General features: G+C 67.5%; 12 protein-coding genes. All 12 read left to right on the top strand.

Annotated features, from left to right (window positions below; genetic code table 11):
* The first annotated feature begins 74 nt into the window (after nucleotides 1-74).
* The 12 genes from ACOCMH_RS27130 to carB all read left to right on the top strand — a co-directional run bounded on the left by ACOCMH_RS27130 (nucleotide 75) and on the right by carB (nucleotide 17,386).
* Entirely contained in the window at nucleotides 75-1,763 is a 1,689-nt protein-coding gene (locus ACOCMH_RS27130; protein ID WP_427310248.1) for a transglycosylase SLT domain-containing protein, read from the top strand.
* A 173-nt stretch (nucleotides 1,764-1,936) separates the two neighbouring features.
* Nucleotides 1,937-3,829, top strand: coding sequence for a propionate--CoA ligase (locus tag ACOCMH_RS27125; protein ID WP_427310247.1), 1,893 nt, complete (start codon nucleotides 1,937-1,939; stop codon nucleotides 3,827-3,829).
* 174 nt (nucleotides 3,830-4,003) lie between these two features.
* On the top strand, nucleotides 4,004-6,358 hold the full coding sequence (locus ACOCMH_RS27120) for a bifunctional salicylyl-CoA 5-hydroxylase/oxidoreductase (RefSeq protein WP_427310245.1): 2,355 nt from the start codon (nucleotides 4,004-4,006) through the stop codon (nucleotides 6,356-6,358).
* On the top strand, nucleotides 6,355-7,158 hold the full coding sequence (locus ACOCMH_RS27115) for an SDR family NAD(P)-dependent oxidoreductase (protein WP_427310244.1): 804 nt from the start codon (nucleotides 6,355-6,357) through the stop codon (nucleotides 7,156-7,158). Before ACOCMH_RS27120 ends, ACOCMH_RS27115 begins: the two co-directional genes overlap by 4 nt.
* 34 nt (nucleotides 7,159-7,192) lie before the next feature.
* A complete protein-coding gene (locus ACOCMH_RS27110; RefSeq protein WP_427310242.1) occupies nucleotides 7,193-8,044 on the top strand; it encodes an enoyl-CoA hydratase family protein in 852 nt (283 codons plus the stop codon).
* Nucleotides 8,045-8,050: 6 nt separating this feature from the next.
* Entirely contained in the window at nucleotides 8,051-9,220 is a 1,170-nt protein-coding gene (locus tag ACOCMH_RS27105) for an acyl-CoA dehydrogenase family protein (protein ID WP_427310240.1), read from the top strand.
* 59 nt (nucleotides 9,221-9,279) lie between these two features.
* Nucleotides 9,280-10,965, top strand: a complete 1,686-nt coding sequence (locus ACOCMH_RS27100; protein ID WP_427310239.1) for an AMP-binding protein — start codon at nucleotides 9,280-9,282, stop codon at nucleotides 10,963-10,965.
* Nucleotides 10,962-11,387, top strand: coding sequence for an acyl-CoA thioesterase (locus ACOCMH_RS27095; protein WP_427310237.1), 426 nt, complete (start codon nucleotides 10,962-10,964; stop codon nucleotides 11,385-11,387). The genes ACOCMH_RS27100 and ACOCMH_RS27095 overlap by 4 nt, the downstream gene beginning before the upstream one ends.
* Before the next feature lie 46 nt (nucleotides 11,388-11,433).
* Entirely contained in the window at nucleotides 11,434-11,844 is a 411-nt protein-coding gene (locus ACOCMH_RS27090; RefSeq protein WP_427310235.1) for a RidA family protein, read from the top strand.
* A 357-nt stretch (nucleotides 11,845-12,201) separates the two neighbouring features.
* Nucleotides 12,202-13,338 (top strand): glutamine-hydrolyzing carbamoyl-phosphate synthase small subunit, encoded by a 1,137-nt coding sequence (carA, locus tag ACOCMH_RS27085; RefSeq protein WP_427310233.1) that lies wholly within the window; start codon nucleotides 12,202-12,204, stop codon nucleotides 13,336-13,338.
* Between the two features lie 35 nt (nucleotides 13,339-13,373).
* Nucleotides 13,374-14,048 carry a leucine efflux protein LeuE gene (gene leuE, locus ACOCMH_RS27080; protein ID WP_427310231.1) on the top strand — a complete coding sequence of 225 codons (675 nt, stop codon included), beginning with the start codon at nucleotides 13,374-13,376 and terminating at the stop codon, nucleotides 14,046-14,048.
* Between the two features lie 89 nt (nucleotides 14,049-14,137).
* Complete coding sequence (gene carB / locus ACOCMH_RS27075) at nucleotides 14,138-17,386, top strand: carbamoyl-phosphate synthase large subunit (protein ID WP_427310229.1); 3,249 nt, start codon at nucleotides 14,138-14,140, stop codon at nucleotides 17,384-17,386.
* The last annotated feature ends 176 nt before the right edge of the window (nucleotides 17,387-17,562 follow it).

The raw sequence follows: 17,562 nt of genomic DNA, 5'->3' as shown, positions 1-17,562 counted from the left end.
GAAAATCTGATTGACGCGATACGCGGTTTTTTTTAGCATCACGCAACCTTTTAGCGTCACGATTTGAGAACTTAATGAAAATTGGTCGACTACTGGCGGTGGTCGCATGCGCCGCGCTGCTTGCAGCGTGCGCCAGCACCCCCACGCCGCCTGAGGGCACCATCGGTGCCGCGACCGCCCAGACTGCCAAGCGCCAGGACCCGCTCAACTCGCTCAGCGACAAGTCCGCGCTGTCTTCCACTTCCACCATCAATGTCGACCAGGGCGGCCTGGACTGGCTGCGCGGCCCGTCCAACGACATCTGGGATCGCATCCGGCGCGGCTTTGCCATGCCGGACCTGGAAGGCACGCTGGTCGATGATCGTACCCAGTGGTATGCGCAGCGGCCGGAGTACATGGAACGGATGGTCGGGCGCTCGAGCCGCTACCTCTACCACATCGTCGAGGAGCTGGAACAGCGCAAGATGCCGACCGAGCTGGCGCTGCTGCCGTTCGTCGAGAGCGCGTTCAATCCGCAGGCGCAGTCCACCGCCAAGGCGGCCGGGATGTGGCAGTTCATCCCGAGCACGGGCAAGTCGTACAACCTGAAGCAGAACATGTTCCGCGACGAGCGCCGCGACGTGCTCGCCTCGACCGACGCCGCGCTGGACTACCTGGCGCGGCTCTACGACATGTTCGGCGACTGGCACCTGGCGCTGGCCGCGTACAACTGGGGCGAGGGCGCCGTGTCGCGGGCGATCGCGCGCAACCAGGCGCGCGGGCTGCCGACCGACTACGCCAGCCTGCCGATGCCCAACGAGACGCGCTACTACGTGCCCAAGCTGCAGGCGGTCAAGAACATCATCGCCAACCCGGCCGCGTACGGCGTCAAGCTGCCCGAGATCCCGGACCACCCGTACTTCGTCACGGTGACCACCTCGCGCGACATCGACGTGAACCTCGCGGCCAAGCTGGCGGACATGTCGGTGGAGGAATTCAAGGCACTGAACCCGTCGTTCAACCGGCCGGTGATCCTGGGCGCGTCGAACCCGCAGATCCTGCTGCCCTTCGATAACGCCGAGCGCTTCCAGTACAACCTGAACACCTATCGCGGCGGGCTGTCGAGCTGGGCCGCGGTGACGGTGGACAGCCGCGAGCGCGTCGAATCGCTGGCGGCGCGGCTCAATGTCGATGCCGATACGCTGCGCGAGATCAACAGCATCCCCAAGGGCATGCGCCTGAAGGCGGGTTCGACCGTGATGATCCCGCGCTCGGGCCGGCATGACCAGGACATCAGCGCCACGCTTGCCGACAGCGCCATGCTGGCGATGGAGCCGGACCTGCCGGATGCGCGCCGCGTGGTGGTGCGCGCCAGCCGGCGCGATACCGTGGCCTCGGTGGCGCGGCGCTATGGCGTCTCGGCCGGGCAGGTGCAGTCGTGGAACAAGCTCTCCGGCACCAAGCTGGTGGCCGGCCAGAGCCTGGTGCTGATGGTGCCGGTGCACGGCGCCGGCGCCGTGCGGGCGGCCCGGGCCGAACGCGCCGACCGGGCCGAACGCACCGAATCTGCCAGCCGCACCGAACGCAGCGGCAAGGCCGACAAGGCTGACCAGGCTGGCAAGGGCGCCAAGGTGGTCCGGGCTTCCGCCAAGGGCAAGGGCGACGCGCGCCAGCGCGTGGTGGTCGAGGCCTCGCCGCGACGCGCGGCCAAGGCGGCACCCGTCGCCAAGGTGTCGGCGAAGGCCAGCACCAAGACCAGCGCCAAGGGAGTCAAAGCACGCTGACGTGGCCGCCGGGCGGCGCTGCGAAGAAAAGGGGCGATGCCGTCGGCATGCCCCTTTTTTCATGTGCCGGCGGCGTCCCGTGCGGCAGCGCCCTGAAACCTGGCCACGGGTACCCGGGCCGGTGGCAAACTACGGGCATATCACAAACGACCGCAGACGCGGAGGAGACAGACATGACGGCAAGCCATGCCGTGCATGCCCGTTCGCTGGCCGACCCCGAGGGGTTCTGGGCCGAACAGGCCGCACGCATCGAGTGGGAAACCCCGTTCAGCCAGGTGCTCGACAACCGCCGCGCACCTTTTACGCGCTGGTTCGTCGGCGGGCGCACCAACCTGTGCCACAACGCGGTCGACCGCCACCTGGCGGCGCGCGCCAGCCAGCCGGCGCTGCACTGGGTCTCGACCGAGACCGACCAGGCCCGCAGCTTCACCTACGCCGAGCTGCACGCCGAGGTCAGCCGCATGGCGGCGATCCTGCAGCAACTGGGCGTGCAGCAGGGCGACCGCGTGCTGATCTACATGCCGATGATCCCGGAAGCCGCCTTTGCAATGCTGGCGTGCGCGCGCATCGGCGCGATCCACTCGGTGGTGTTCGGCGGCTTTGCCTCGGTCAGCCTGGCCGCGCGCATCGAGGATGCCCGGCCGCGCGTGGTGGTCAGCGCCGACGCCGGTTCGCGCGCCGGCAAGGTGGTGCCCTACAAGCCGCTGCTGGACGAAGCCATCCGGCTGTCGTCGCACCAGCCCGAGAAGGTGCTGCTGGTGGACCGCGGGCTGGCGGACATGCCCCGCGCCGAAGGCCGCGATGAAGACTACGCGGCGTGGCGCGAGCAAGTCGCCGGCGTGCAGGTGCCGTGCGTGTGGCTGGAGTCGAGCGAACCGTCCTATGTGCTCTATACCTCCGGCACCACCGGCAAGCCCAAGGGCGTGCAGCGCGATACCGGCGGCTATGCCGTGGCGCTGGCAACCTCGATGGAGTACATCTTCTGCGGCAAGGCCGGCGACACCATGTTCACCGCGTCGGACATCGGCTGGGTGGTCGGGCACAGCTATATCGTCTATGGCCCCCTGCTGGCCGGCATGGCCACGCTGATGTATGAGGGCACGCCGATCCGCCCCGATGGCGGCATCCTGTGGCGCCTGGTCGAGCAATACCGGGTCAACCTGATGTTCAGCGCCCCGACCGCGATCCGCGTGCTGAAGAAGCAGGACCCGGCGTGGCTGACGCGCTACGACCTGTCCAGCCTGCGCCTGCTGTTCCTGGCAGGCGAGCCGCTGGACGAGCCGACCGCGCGCTGGATCCAGGACGGTCTCGGCAAGCCCGTCGTCGACAACTACTGGCAGACCGAATCCGGCTGGCCCATCATCGCGATCCAGCGCGGCATCGAGGCGCTGCCGCCCAAGCTGGGCTCGCCCGGGGTGCCTGCCTACGGCTATGACCTGAAGATCGTCGACGAGGACACCGGCGCGGAATGCCCGCCCGGACAGAAGGGCGTGGTCGCCATCGACGGCCCGCTGCCGCCGGGTTGCATGAGCACGGTCTGGGGCGACGATGATCGCTTCGTGCGCACCTACTGGCAGGCGGTGCCGAACCGCATGTGCTATTCCACGTTCGATTGGGGCGTGCGCGATGTCGACGGCTATGTCTTTATCCTGGGCCGCACCGACGACGTAATCAACGTGGCCGGCCACCGGCTGGGCACGCGCGAGATCGAAGAAAGCTTGTCTTCCAACGCCGCCGTGGCCGAGGTAGCGGTGGTGGGGGTGCAGGACGCGCTCAAGGGGCAGGTGGCGATGGCGTTCTGCATCGCGCGCGATCCGGCGCGCACGGCCACGCCGCAGGCGCGGCTGGCGCTGGAAGGCGAGCTGATGAAGACCGTCGAGCAGCAACTGGGCGCGGTGGCGCGCCCGGCGCGCGTGTTCTTCGTCAATGCGCTGCCCAAGACGCGTTCCGGCAAGCTGCTACGGCGTGCCATGCAAGCCGTGGCCGAGGGCCGGGACCCCGGCGACCTCACGACTATCGAAGACCCGGGCGCGCTGGAACAGCTGCAGGCCGCGTTGAAAGGCTAGTGCCGGGAACAGGCGGTGCGGGTGCCGGGCGGGGCACATCGCATCGCGGCCTTGCCACCGGTCGTGATGCAGTCTAATATTTGAAGCATAAAATATTTAACCTTGATCTAGATCGCGGCCCGGAACCCATGCGTCGTATGCGACGCGACCGGCACAGCCGGCAGGAGGCAACAGATGCGTGTGCTTTGTATTGGCGGAGGCCCCGCCGGCCTGTACTTCGGCCTGCTGATGAAACTGCAGGACCCGGCCAACGAGGTCATCGTGGTCGAACGCAACCGGCCCTACGACACCTTCGGCTGGGGCGTGGTGTTCTCCGACGCCACCATGGACAACCTGAAGGAAGCCGACCCGGTCAGCGCCGCGGAGATCAACGCCGCGTTCAACCACTGGGACGATATCGACATCCATATCGGCGGGCGCACGATTCGCTCGGGCGGCCACGGCTTTATCGGCATCGGCCGCAAGCGCCTGCTCAACATCCTGCAGGCGCGCTGCGAAGCGCTCGGGGTGAAGCTGGTGTTCGAGACCGATGTGTCCGACGACCAGGCCCTGGCCATGCAATACCAGGCCGACCTGGTGATCGCCTCCGACGGCCTCAACAGCCGGATCCGCGCGCGCTATGCCGACACCTTCCAGCCGGATATCGACACGCGCCAGTGCCGCTTTGTCTGGCTGGGCACGCACAAGCTGTTCGACGCCTTCACCTTTGCCTTCGAAAAGACCGAGCACGGCTGGTTCCAGGCGCATGCGTACCGCTTCGACGACAACACCTCGACCTTTATCGTCGAGGCGCCGGAATCGGTCTGGCGCGCCGCCGGCATCGAAGAGATGAGCCAGGAAGAGGGCGTGGCGTACTGCGAGACACTGTTCGCGCGCTACCTCGACGGCAACAAGCTGATCACCAATGCGGCGCACCTGCGCGGCTCGGCGATCTGGATCCGCTTCCCGCGCGTGATCTGCCGGCAGTGGGTGCATTGGAACACCTTGCCGGACGGTCGCCGCGTGCCCGTGGTGCTGATGGGCGACGCCGCGCACACCGCGCATTTCTCGATCGGTTCCGGCACCAAGCTGGCACTGGAAGATGCCATCGACCTGGCGCGCGAAATCCGCGGCAAGGGCCATGACGGGCTGCCCGACGCGCTGGCGCGCTACGAAGCCACGCGCGGCGTGGAAGTACTGAAGATCCAGAACGCGGCGCGCAACTCGACCGAGTGGTTCGAGAACGTCGAGCGCTATGCCGGCAGCCTGCCGCCGGAACAGTTCGCCTATTCGCTGCTGACGCGTTCGCAACGCATCTCGCATGAGAACCTGCGCGTGCGCGACGCCGGCTACGTGGCGCAGTTCGAGCACTGGCTGGCGCAGCAGGCCGGCGTGCCGGCGGACAGCCTGCGGCTGCGCGAGCACCAGCCGCTGCCGCCGATGTTCACGCCGTTCCGCCTGCGCGGGGTAACGCTGAAGAATCGCGTGGTGGTGTCGCCGATGGCGATGTATTCCTGCACCGACGGCGTGCCGGGCGACTTTCATCTGGTTCACCTGGGCGCGCGCGCGCTTGGCGGCGCCGGCATGGTGGTGGCCGAGATGACCTGCGTGTCGCCCGACGCGCGCATCACGCCGGGCTGCCCGGGCTTGTGGAACGACGCGCAGCGCGACGCGTGGCGGCGCATTGTCGCTTTCGTGCATGCCAACAGCGATGCGCGCATCGCCATGCAGATCGGCCACGCGGGCCGCAAGGGCTCGACCCAGCTCGGCTGGGAGGCGATGGACCATCCGCTGCCGGCGGGCAACTGGCCGGTGCTCTCGGCGTCGCCGCTGCCTTACCTGCCGGGCGAATCGCAGACGCCGCGCGAGATGACGCGCGCGGACATGGACCGCGTGCGCGATGATTTTGTCGCCAGCGCGCGGCGCTCCGCAGAGGCGGGCTTCGACTGGCTCGAGCTGCATTGCGCGCACGGCTACCTGCTGTCGAGCTTTATCTCGCCGCTGACCAATACGCGCGAGGACGAATACGGCGGATCGCTGGCGGCACGGCTGCGCTATCCGCTCGAGGTCTTTGCCGCGGTGCGCGCGGTGTGGCCGCAAGACAAGCCGATGTCAGTGCGCATTTCCGCGCATGACTGGGTCGAGGGCGGCATCACGCCCGATGACGCGGTCGAGATTGCGCGCGCCTTCAAGGCTGCAGGCGCGGACATGATCGACTGCTCGTCGGGCCAGGTCAGCCCCGATCAGGCGCCGGTCTATGGGCGCATGTACCAGACCCCGTTTGCCGACCGCATCCGCAACGAGGCCGGCATCGCCACCATTGCGGTGGGCGCGATCTTCGAGGCCGACCATGTCGACTCGATCATCGCCGCGGGCCGCGCCGACCTGTGCGCGATCGCCCGGCCGCATCTGGCCAACCCGGCCTGGACGCTGCACGAAGCGGCGCGCATCGGCTACCGCGATATTGCCTGGCCCAAGCAGTACCTGGCCGGCAAGCGGCAGCTGGAAACCAATCTCGAACGCGCCGCGGCGCAGGAGAAGCAGGCATGATCGGCGCAGCGGGTGCATTGGCGGGGCGCCACGCGCTGGTCACCGGCGGCGGGCGCGGGATCGGCGCGGCGATCGCGCGGCGGCTGCTGGCCGATGGCGCCAGCGTCACGCTGCTGGGGCGCGATGCCGGCACGCTGCAAGCCACGGTGCAGGCGCTGCGCGAGCAGGCGCCGGCGGGGGCGGTCGTTGCATACGTCACGGCCGACATTGCCGATGCCGGCAGCGTTGCGCGCGCCTTTGCCGCGGCCACGGAGCAGGGCGGTCCGGTCGCGATGCTGGTCAACAATGCCGGCCAGGCGCACAGCGCGCCGTTCCTGAAGACCGATGCCGCGCTGTGGCAGCGCATGCTGGACGTCAACCTGACCGGCACCTTCCTGTGCACGCAGGCGGCGCTGCCGGCGATGCTGGAGGCGGGCTGGGGCCGCATCGTCAACGTAGCCAGCACGGCGGGGCTGACCGGCTATGGCTATGTCAGCGCGTACTGCGCCGCCAAGCACGGCGTGATCGGCCTGACGCGCGCGCTCGCGCTGGAAACCGCGGCCAGGGGCGTGACCGTCAACGCGGTGTGCCCCGGCTATACCGAAACCGATATCGTGCGCGACGCCGTCGCCAATATCGTCGGCAAGACCGGCCGCACCGAGGCACAGGCGCGCGCCGAGCTGGCCGCGCGCAACCCGCAACATCGGCTGGTCCAGCCCGACGAAGTGGCCGACGCGGTGGCCTGGCTGTGCCAGCCGACCGCCGCCGCCATGACCGGGCAGGCGATCGCCGTCGCCGGCGGCGAAGTGATGGCGGGTTGAAGCCCACTGACTGCACCAGACAACGAGAGAACCCATGACAGAGATCGCACTCGACATGCGCCACCACAAGCGCAGCTTTGCCGGCTACCAGCCTGAACACTTCCTGTGGTCGGTGTCCGGCGACGGCAAGGTCGGCACCGTGACGCTGAACCGGCCCGAACGCAAGAACCCGCTGACTTTCGATTCCTACGCCGAACTGCGCGACCTGTTCCGCGGCCTGTGCTACGCCAGCGACATCAAGGCGGTGGTGGTGACCGGTGCCGGCGGCAACTACTGCTCCGGCGGCGACGTGCATGAAATCATCGGCCCGCTGACGCGCATGTCGATGCCGGAACTACTCGACTTCACGCGCATGACCGGCGACCTCGTCAAGGCGATGCGCGCGTGCCCGCAGCCGGTGGTGAGCGCGGTCGACGGCATCTGCGCCGGCGCCGGCGCGATGATGGCGCTGGCCTCCGACATGCGCCTGGGCACGGCGCAGGCCAGGACCGCGTTCCTGTTCACGCGCGTCGGCCTGGCCGGCGCCGACATGGGCGCGTGCACGCTGCTGCCGCGCGTGATCGGGCAGGGCCGTGCCAGCGAGCTGCTGTACACGGGCCGCTCGATGAGCGCGGACGAAGGGCTGCAGTGGGGCTTCTTCAACGCGCTGCATCCGTCCGAAGCGGTGCTGGCGCAGGCGCAGGCGCTGGCCGCGCAACTGGCCGCCGGCCCGACCTTTGCGCACGGCGTGACCAAGAAGCTGCTGCACCAGGAATGGAACATGGGCCTGGACGAGGCCATCGAGGCCGAGGCCGAGGCGCAGGCCATCTGCATGCAGACGCGCGATTTCCGCCGCGCCTATGAAGCCTTCGTCGCGAAGACGAAGCCGGTATTCGAAGGGGACTGAATCGTCATGTCCGACAAGACCTACCTGGATCTGCCGCTGTTCGACGACGCCCACCGCGCACTGGAGCGCGAACTCGACGGCTGGTGCGCACAGCACCTGCAGGTCGACCACAGTGACACCGATGCCGCGTGCCGCGCGCTGGTGCGGCAGCTGGGCGAGGCCGGCTGGCTGCGCTACTGCGTGCCGGCCGCGCATGGCGGCGCGCTGCCGAAGCTCGATTCGCGCTCGCTGTGCCTGCTGCGCGAGACGCTCGCGCGCCATGACGGCCTGGCCGATTTTGCCTTTGCCATGCAGGGGCTGGGATCGGGTGCGATCTCGCTGGCGGGCAGCGACGCGCTGCGTGCGCGTTACCTGCCGCGCGTAGCCCGCGGCGAGGCGATTGCGGCGTTCGCGCTGTCAGAGCCGGAGGCCGGCTCGGATGTCGCCGCGATGCAATGCAGCGCGCGCCTGTCGGACGACGGCAGCCACTATGTGGTCGATGGCGCCAAGACCTGGATCTCGAACGGCGGCATCGCCGACTTCTACTGCGTGTTTGTGCGCACCGGCGAGGCGCCGGGCGCGCGCGGCATTACGGCGCTGGTGGTCGACGCCGATACGCCCGGCCTCACCATTGCCGAGCGCATCGACGTGATGGCGCCGCATCCGCTGGCCACGCTGCGCTTTGACCAGTGCCGCGTGCCGGTGGGCAACCGGCTGGGCGAGGCCGGGCAGGGCTTCAAGGTAGCGATGATGACGCTCGACATCTTCCGCGCCTCGGTCGCGGCGGCGGCGCTGGGCTTTGGCCGCGCCGCGCTGGACGATGCGCTGGCGCGCGCCTGCGCACGCCCGATGTTCGGCGGCGTGCTGGCCGACCTGCAGCTGACGCAGGCCGCCATCGGCGACATGGCCACCGCCATCGATGCCGCGGCACTGCTGACCTACCGGGCGGCGTGGCTGCGCGATGTCAAGGGGCAGCGCACCACGCGCGAGGCGGCCATGGCCAAGATGGTCGCCACCGAGAACGCGCAGCAGGTGATCGACCGCGCGGTGCAGATGTTCGGCGGCCTTGGCGTCCGGGTCGGCACGCGCGTGGAAAGCCTGTACCGCGAGATCCGCTCGCTGCGCATCTATGAAGGCGCCACGGAAGTGCAGAAGCTGATTATCGCGCGCGAGACACTGGCCGGGCATCAGGTCTGACGGCCCACGCGCTACCCGACGAACTGCCGTACCGATACAGAGCAGACAGGAGACAAGCCATGGCGACCACAGCCCACCTCGATACCTTCGCGCGCGACCGCCTGCCGCCGCAAGACCTGTGGCCGGTGTTCCGCTTCAATGCCGATACCGACTACCCAGAGCGGATCAACGCAGCGGCAGAGCTGGTCGACCGCCACGTGCGCGAAGGCCGCGGCGAGCGCATCGCCATCCGCCATCGCCGCGACGGCCGCATCGAGACGGTCAGCTACGCACAGCTGGCGGCGCTGGTGAACCGCATTGCCCATGTGCTGGTCGAGGACATGGGACTGGTGCCCGGCAACCGCGTGCTGCTGCGCGGCCCCAACCACCTGATGATGGCGGCCAGCTGGCTGGCCACGCTGAAGGCCGGGCTGGTCGCGGTGCCGACCATGCCGCTGCTGCGCGCCAGGGAGCTGAAGCAGATCATCGACAAGGCGCAGGTCACGGCGGCGCTGTGCGATGTGCGGCTGCGCGAGGAGCTCGACGCCAACCAGCGGGCCGGTGGCGAATGCCATTGCCCGAGCCTGGCGCGCACGCTGTATTTCAACGGGGAAGGCGAGGGCTCGCTGGAGGCGGCGATCGCGGGCAAGCCGGATGCCTTCGATGCCTGCGATACCGCCAGCGATGATGTCTGCCTGATCGCCTTTACCAGCGGCACCACCGGCCAGCCCAAGGGCACCATGCATTTCCACCGCGACGTGCTGGCCATGTGCGACCTGTTCCCGCGCCATGTGCTGCGGCCGCAGCCGGACGACGTGTTCTGCGGCACGCCGCCGATTGCCTTTACCTTCGGCCTGGGCGGCATGCTGTGCTTCCCGCTGCGTATCGGCGCCAGCGCCGTGCTGGCCGAGAAGCTGACGCCCGAGACGCTGCTGGAACTGATCCAGGATTTTCGCGCCACCATCGTCTTTACCGCGCCAACCTTCTACCGGCAGATGGCGGCGCTGGCGCCGCGCTATGCGCTGTCCAGCCTGAAGAAAAGTGTTTCTGCCGGCGAAGCGCTGCCCGATGCCACGCGCCAGAGCTGGAAGGCTGCCACCGGCATCGAGATGATCGACGGCATCGGCGGTACCGAGATGATGCATATCTTCATCTCCAGCGCCGGCGCCGATGTCAGGCCGGGCGCGATCGGGCGCGTGGTGCCGGGCTATGTCGCGCAGATCGTCGACGAGAACATGCAGCCCTTGCCGCCCGGCCAGGTCGGCAAGCTCGCGGTGCAGGGCCCCACCGGGTGCCGCTACCTGGACGACCCGCGCCAGGCCAATTACGTGAAGGCGGGCTGGAACCTGCCCGGCGATACCTTCATGGCCGACGCGGACGGCTACTACTTCTACCAGGCACGCTCTGACGACATGATCATCTCGGCCGGCTACAACATCGCCGGGCCCGAGGTGGAAAGTGCGCTGATGCAGCACGAGGCCGTGGCCGAATGCGGCGTGGTCGGCGCGCCGGACGACGGGCGCGGCCGGGTGGTAATGGCCTACGTGGTGCTGCGCGAGGGCGTCGCGGCCGATGACGCGACCCGCACCGCACTGCAGGATTACGTGAAGCGCCAGATCGCCCCCTACAAATACCCGCGCCGCATCGAGTTCGTGTCGGCGCTGCCGCGCACCGAGACCGGCAAGCTGCAGCGCTTCCGGCTGCGCCAGATGGCCGAGCAGGGCAAGGCTGGCGATGGCGGCAACGACCAGGCGGGGAAGCCATGAGCGAGGTCTTCCGCAACAACGTGCTGGTGCGCTTCAAGCACTGCGACGCCGCCGGCATCGTGTTCTACCCGCGCTACTTCGAAATGCTCAATGACCTGATCGAGGACTGGTTCGGCGAGGCGCTGGGCTGGCCGTTCGATGCCATGCATGGCGAAGGCCGCGCCGGCGTGCCCACGGCTGAACTGGAGTGCCGCTTCCTGGCACCCAGCCGGCTGGGCGAGGTGCTGACGCGCGAATTGCGGGTGCTGAAGCTGGGCCAGTCCAGCTTCACGCTGGCGATCCGCTTTGCCGGCCCGCATGACGATACCCGCATGGAAGTGACGCAACGGCTGGTCTGCGTCGACACCGGCGCGATAGCGCCGCAGCCGCTGCCCGAATCCGTGCGCGAGGCCATGGCCCGCTATCTGGTTGCCACGGCCTGAGCCCGAATTTCCATCCACCCATATCAAGCAACCACAGGGAAACGACATGAAGATCCTGCAGCCGCCCGACTGGGCGCCGCCGCGCGGCTACGCCAACGGCATGATGACCGAGATGCAGGCCGGCAGCCGCCTGCTCTTCATCAGCGGCCAGATCGGCTGGAACGGCCAATGCGAATTCGAAACGGACGACGTCGGCCTGCAGGTGGCGCAGACGCTGCGCAACGTCGTGGCGGTGCTGGCGGCCGGCGACGCGCGGCCCGAACATATCGTCCGCATGACCTGGTACGTGAAGGACAAGGCCGAGTATGTCGGCGCCTATGGGGCGATCGGCGAACATTACCGGGCCATCATCGGCCGCCACTTTCCGGCGATGACGGCGGTTGAGGTCGCGGACCTGGTCGAGCCGCGCGCCAAGGTAGAAATCGAGGTAACGGCGGTGGTGCCGCCACTGCGGTAATCCCCGTCCCGGGGTGCAAGCGGGGCGGCGGACAGCCACAGGGCGGCAGCCGCCAGCGCGGCGGCATTGCCGCCCTGGCGCGCGCAAGTCCTTGAAAACTTGAGAAATTGGGTGGCGCGGGATATAATTCGAAAGTTTCGCTTTCAGAACCCTTCACCCTAGCGCCAACCGCTTTCCACCTTCCGCCGCCCCCATCCGCGCCGCCTTTGCCGTCCGCACTCAATGTGACGCAAGGAGCAGGTCGCGACCGGATCCGACCGCATCGGCGCAATGCCGCTGCCGCCGTCACGGATCCAGCCTGGGGGGCACGAGGCGTCGATTGGTCGGTCACGGGGTGAGTCCAGCAGGAGCCTACCCGTGTTACCGTCTTTTCCGTCCGCCATTCTCGCGCTAGCAGACGGCACGGTCTTTCGTGGCTATTCCATTGGCGCTTCCGGCCATACCATCGGTGAAGTGGTGTTCAACACCGCCATCACCGGTTACCAGGAAATCCTCACCGACCCGAGTTACTCGCGGCAGATCGTCACGCTGACGTATCCGCATATCGGTAACTACGGGGTCAACCCTGAGGATGTCGAAGCCACGAAAGTCCATGCCGCCGGCCTGATCATCAAGGATCTGCCGATCCTGGCCTCCAATTTCCGCAAGGAGCACACCCTTGCCCACTACCTGAAGCAGGAAAAGGTGGTGGCGATCGCCGGCATCGATACCCGCAAGCTGACGCGTATCCTGCGCGAGAAGGGTGCCCAGAACGGCTGCATCCTGGCCGGCGAGGACAATGTCCAGAAGGCCATCGACCTGGCCCGCTCGTTCCCCGGCCTGGCCGGCATGGACCTGGCCAAGGTGGTCTCGGTCAAGGAACCGTATGCGTGGACCCAGTCCGAATGGAAGCTGGGCGAGGGCTATGGCAAGCAGGACCAGCCGCAGTTCCACGTGGTGGCCTATGACTACGGCGTCAAGTACAACATCCTGCGCATGCTGGCCGAGCGCGGCTGCAAGGTCACGGTGCTGCCGGCGCAGGCCAGTGCGGCCGACGCGCTGGCGCTGAATCCGGACGGCGTGTTCCTGTCCAACGGCCCCGGCGACCCCGAGCCGTGCGATTACGCCATCGCCGCCACGCGCGAGTTCATCGAGCGCGGCATCCCGACCTTCGGCATCTGCCTGGGCCACCAGATCATGGCCCTGGCGGTCGGCGCCAAGACCCTGAAGATGAAGTTCGGCCACCACGGTGCCAACCATCCGGTCAAGGACCTGGAGGACGGCCGCGTGGTGATCACGTCGCAGAACCACGGCTTCGCGGTCGACGCCGAGACGCTGCCCGCCAACGTGCGCGTCACGCACAAGTCGCTGTTCGACGGTTCGCTGCAGGGCTTCGCGCTGACCGACAAGCCGGCGTTCTGCTTCCAGGGCCACCCGGAAGCCTCGCCCGGCCCGAACGACGTGGCTTACCTGTTCGACCGCTTCATCCAGCTGATGACCGACGCACGCAAGTAAGCGCGCGGGCACAGCGAGAGACACCGGGACACCCCATGAACGCCTTCATGCATACCGCTTTCGGCATCACCGATTTCTGGACCTATGTGCTGGGCACTATCTTCATCGTGCTGCTGCCGGGACCGAACTCGATGTACGTGCTGTCGGTGGCGGCGCAGCGCGGCGTGCGCGCCGGCTACAAGGGTGCGTGCGGAGTGTTCCTGGGCGACTTCGTGCTGATGGTGCTGTCGGCGGCGGGCGTGGCTTCGCTGCTCAAGGCCAGCCCGGCGCTGTTCTACGTGGTGAAGTACATCGGCGCGGCCTACCTGGCGTGGATCGGCTTCAACATGCTGCGCGGCGCGCTGCGCAACTGGGCGGCGCGCGGCGAGGCCGCGGGCGCGGCAGTGCCGGCGGCGACGCCGGACCAGTCCGACCCGTTCCGCAAGGCGCTGCTGATCAGCCTGCTGAACCCGAAGGCGATCCTGTTCTTCATCTCGTTCTTCATCCAGTTCGTCGACCCGGCCTTTGCGTACCCGGTGCTGTCGTTCGGCGTGCTGGGGCTGGTGTGCCAGATCTGCAGCTTTGCCTACCTGACCACGATCATCTTCGTGGGCGCGAAGCTGGCCGAGGCGTTCCGGCGCCGCCGCCGGCTGTCGGCCGGCATGTCCAGCGGGGTAGGCGCGATGTTCATCGGTTTCGGCGCCAAGCTGGCGACGGCCACGATGAACTGAGCCAGACGATATTTTCGAATCCGGACGGATTCCCTGATTACCGGCGCGGTCCGCAGGCAAGGCGGGCCGGCCCATAAAGAGAGCGTGCAATGCCAAAACGCACAGACATCAAGAGCATCCTGATCATCGGCGCGGGCCCCATCATCATCGGCCAGGCGTGCGAGTTCGACTACTCCGGCGCGCAGGCCTGCAAGGCGCTGCGCGAAGAAGGCTTCAAGGTCATCCTGGTCAACTCGAACCCGGCGACCATCATGACCGACCCGGCCACAGCCGACGTGACCTACATCGAGCCGATCACCTGGGAAGTGGTCGAACGCATCATCGAGAAGGAGCGCCCCGACGCGATCCTGCCGACCATGGGCGGCCAGACCGCGCTGAACTGCGCGCTGGACCTGCATCGCCATGGCGTGCTCGACAAGTACAAGGTGGAGCTGATCGGCGCGTCGCCGGAAGCCATCGACAAGGCCGAGGACCGCCAGAAGTTCAAGGACGCGATGACCAAGATCGGCCTGGGTTCGGCCAAGTCCGGCATCGCCCACTCGATGGACGAGGCTGTCGCCGTGCAGGCGCGCATCGCGCAGGACACCGGCACCAGCGGTTACCCGATCGTGATCCGCCCGTCGTTCACGCTGGGCGGCACCGGCGGCGGCATTGCCTACAACCGCGAAGAATTCGAAGAAATCTGCAAGCGCGGCCTGGACCTGTCGCCGACGCGCGAGCTGCTGATCGAGGAATCGCTGCTGGGCTGGAAAGAGTATGAGATGGAAGTGGTCCGCGACAAGCAGGACAACTGCATCATCATCTGCTCGATCGAGAACCTGGACCCGATGGGCATCCACACGGGCGATTCGATCACCGTGGCCCCGGCCCAGACCCTGACCGACAAGGAATACCAGATCCTGCGCAACGCCTCGCTGGCGGTGCTGCGCGAGATCGGCGTCGACACCGGCGGTTCCAACGTGCAGTTCTCGATCAACCCGAAGGACGGTCGCATGATCGTCATCGAGATGAACCCGCGCGTGTCGCGCTCGTCGGCGCTGGCTTCGAAGGCCACCGGCTTCCCGATCGCCAAGGTCGCGGCCAAGCTGGCCGTGGGCTACACGCTGGACGAACTGAAGAACGAGATCACCGGCGGCGCGACGCCGGCATCGTTCGAGCCGTCGATCGACTACGTGGTGACCAAGGTGCCGCGTTTTGCCTTCGAGAAATTCCCGCAGGCCGACAGCCACCTGACCACCCAGATGAAGTCGGTCGGCGAGGTGATGGCGATGGGCCGCACCTTCCAGGAATCGTTCCAGAAGGCGCTGCGCGGCCTGGAAGTCGGCGTTGACGGGCTGGACGAAAAGTCCACCGACCGCGACGAGATCGTCGAGGAAATCGGCGAGGCCGGCCCCGACCGCATCTGGTACGTGGGCGACGCCTTCCGCCTGGGCATGTCGCTGGAAGAGGTCTATCACGAGACCGCCATCGATCCGTGGTTCCTGGCCCAGATCGAAGACATCGTCAAGACCGAAGGCCTGGTCAAGTCGCGCACGCTGGACAGCCTGTCGACCGCCGAGCTGCGCTTCCTGAAGCAGAAGGGCTTCTCGGACCGTCGTCTGGCGCGGCTGCTGAAGACCGATGCCAAGGCCGTGCGCGAAGCGCGCATCGCCCAGAACGTGCGCCCGGTCTACAAGCGCGTGGACACCTGCGCGGCCGAATTCGCCACCAACACCGCCTACATGTACTCGACCTACGAGGCCGAGCATGGCGAGTGCGAAGCCGCACCGACCGACAAGAAGAAGATCATGGTGCTGGGCGGCGGCCCGAACCGGATCGGCCAGGGCATCGAGTTCGACTACTGCTGCGTGCACGCCGCGCTGGCACTGCGCGAAGACGGGTACGAGACCATCATGGTCAACTGCAACCCGGAAACCGTGTCGACCGACTATGACACCTCGGACCGCCTGTACTTCGAGCCGGTGACGCTCGAAGACGTGCTGGAAATCGTCGCGATCGAAAAGCCGGTCGGCGTGATCGTGCAGTATGGCGGCCAGACCCCGCTGAAGCTGGCGCTGGACCTGGAGCGCAACGGCGTGCCCATCATCGGCACCAGCCCCGACATGATCGACGCGGCCGAAGACCGCGAGCGCTTCCAGAAGCTGCTGCAGGAACTCGGCCTGCGCCAGCCGCCCAACCGCACCGCGCGCGCCGAGGATGAAGCGCTGCGCCTGGCGGAAGAAATCGGCTACCCGCTGGTGGTGCGCCCGTCGTACGTGCTGGGCGGCCGCGCCATGGAAATCGTGCATGAGCCGCGCGACCTCGAGCGCTACATGCGCGAGGCCGTCAAGGTCTCGCACGATTCGCCGGTGCTGCTAGACCGCTTCCTGAACGACGCCATCGAATGCGATGTCGACGCCCTGTGCGACGGCAAGCGCGTGTTCATCGGCGGCGTGATGGAGCACATCGAGCAGGCCGGCGTGCACTCGGGCGATTCCGCCTGCTCGCTGCCGCCGTACTCGCTGTCGGCCGAAACCGTGGCCGAACTGAAGCGCCAGACCGCGGCGATGGCCGAGGCCCTCAACGTGGTCGGCCTGATGAACGTACAGTTCGCGATCCAGCAGAACAACGGTGTCGACACGGTCTACGTGCTGGAAGTGAACCCGCGCGCCTCGCGCACCGTGCCGTACGTGTCCAAGGCCACCGGCATGCAGCTGGCCAAGATTGCCGCGCGCTGCATGGCCGGCCAGTCGCTGGACGAGCAGGGCATCGGCGACGAGGTGATCCCGCCGTACTACAGCGTCAAGGAGGCGGTGTTCCCGTTCAACAAGTTCCCGGGCGTCGATCCGGTGCTCGGACCTGAAATGCGTTCGACCGGCGAAGTGATGGGCGTGGGCAAGAGCTTCGGCGAGGCCCTGTTCAAGAGCCAGCTGGCCGCGGGCTCGCGCCTGCCGGAGAAGGGTGCCGTGCTGATCACCGTGAAGGACAGCGACAAGCCGCGCGCGGTGGCCGTGGCCCGCATGCTGCACGACATGGGCTACCCGATCGTCGCCACGCGCGGCACCGCTTCGGCGATCGAGGCCGCCGGCATTCCGGTCAAGGTGGTCAACAAGGTCAAGGACGGCCGTCCGCATATCGTCGACATGATCAAGAACGGCGAACTGGCGCTGGTGTTCACCACCGTGGACGAAACCCGCGGTGCGATCGCCGATTCGCGCTCGATTCGTATCTCGGCGCTGGCGCATCGCATTCCTTACTACACCACCATCGCCGGCGCGCGCGCCGCGGTGGAAGGCCTGAAGCACATGCAGAGCCTGGAGGTCTACGACCTGCAGGGCCTGCATGCCTCGCTGGCCTGATGCCGTCAAGGTAAGTCAGCAACACATCGTAAAAGGGCCGTCCGCATTGCGGCGGCCCTGCCCGGGAAGCCCGCCGCAGTTGCTGCCGGCGGGCTTCCTGGCCTAAACTACGTCAAATTCGTCGATCGAACCGGCGTGCCCGCGTTCGATCCTGTCTGAAAGCCGCGGTTGAGCGG

The organism is Cupriavidus sp. H39 (assembly GCF_050271075.1).
Lineage (GTDB): Bacteria > Pseudomonadota > Gammaproteobacteria > Burkholderiales > Burkholderiaceae > Cupriavidus > Cupriavidus necator_B.
This window is presented reverse-complemented; position numbering and strand designations above follow the sequence as displayed.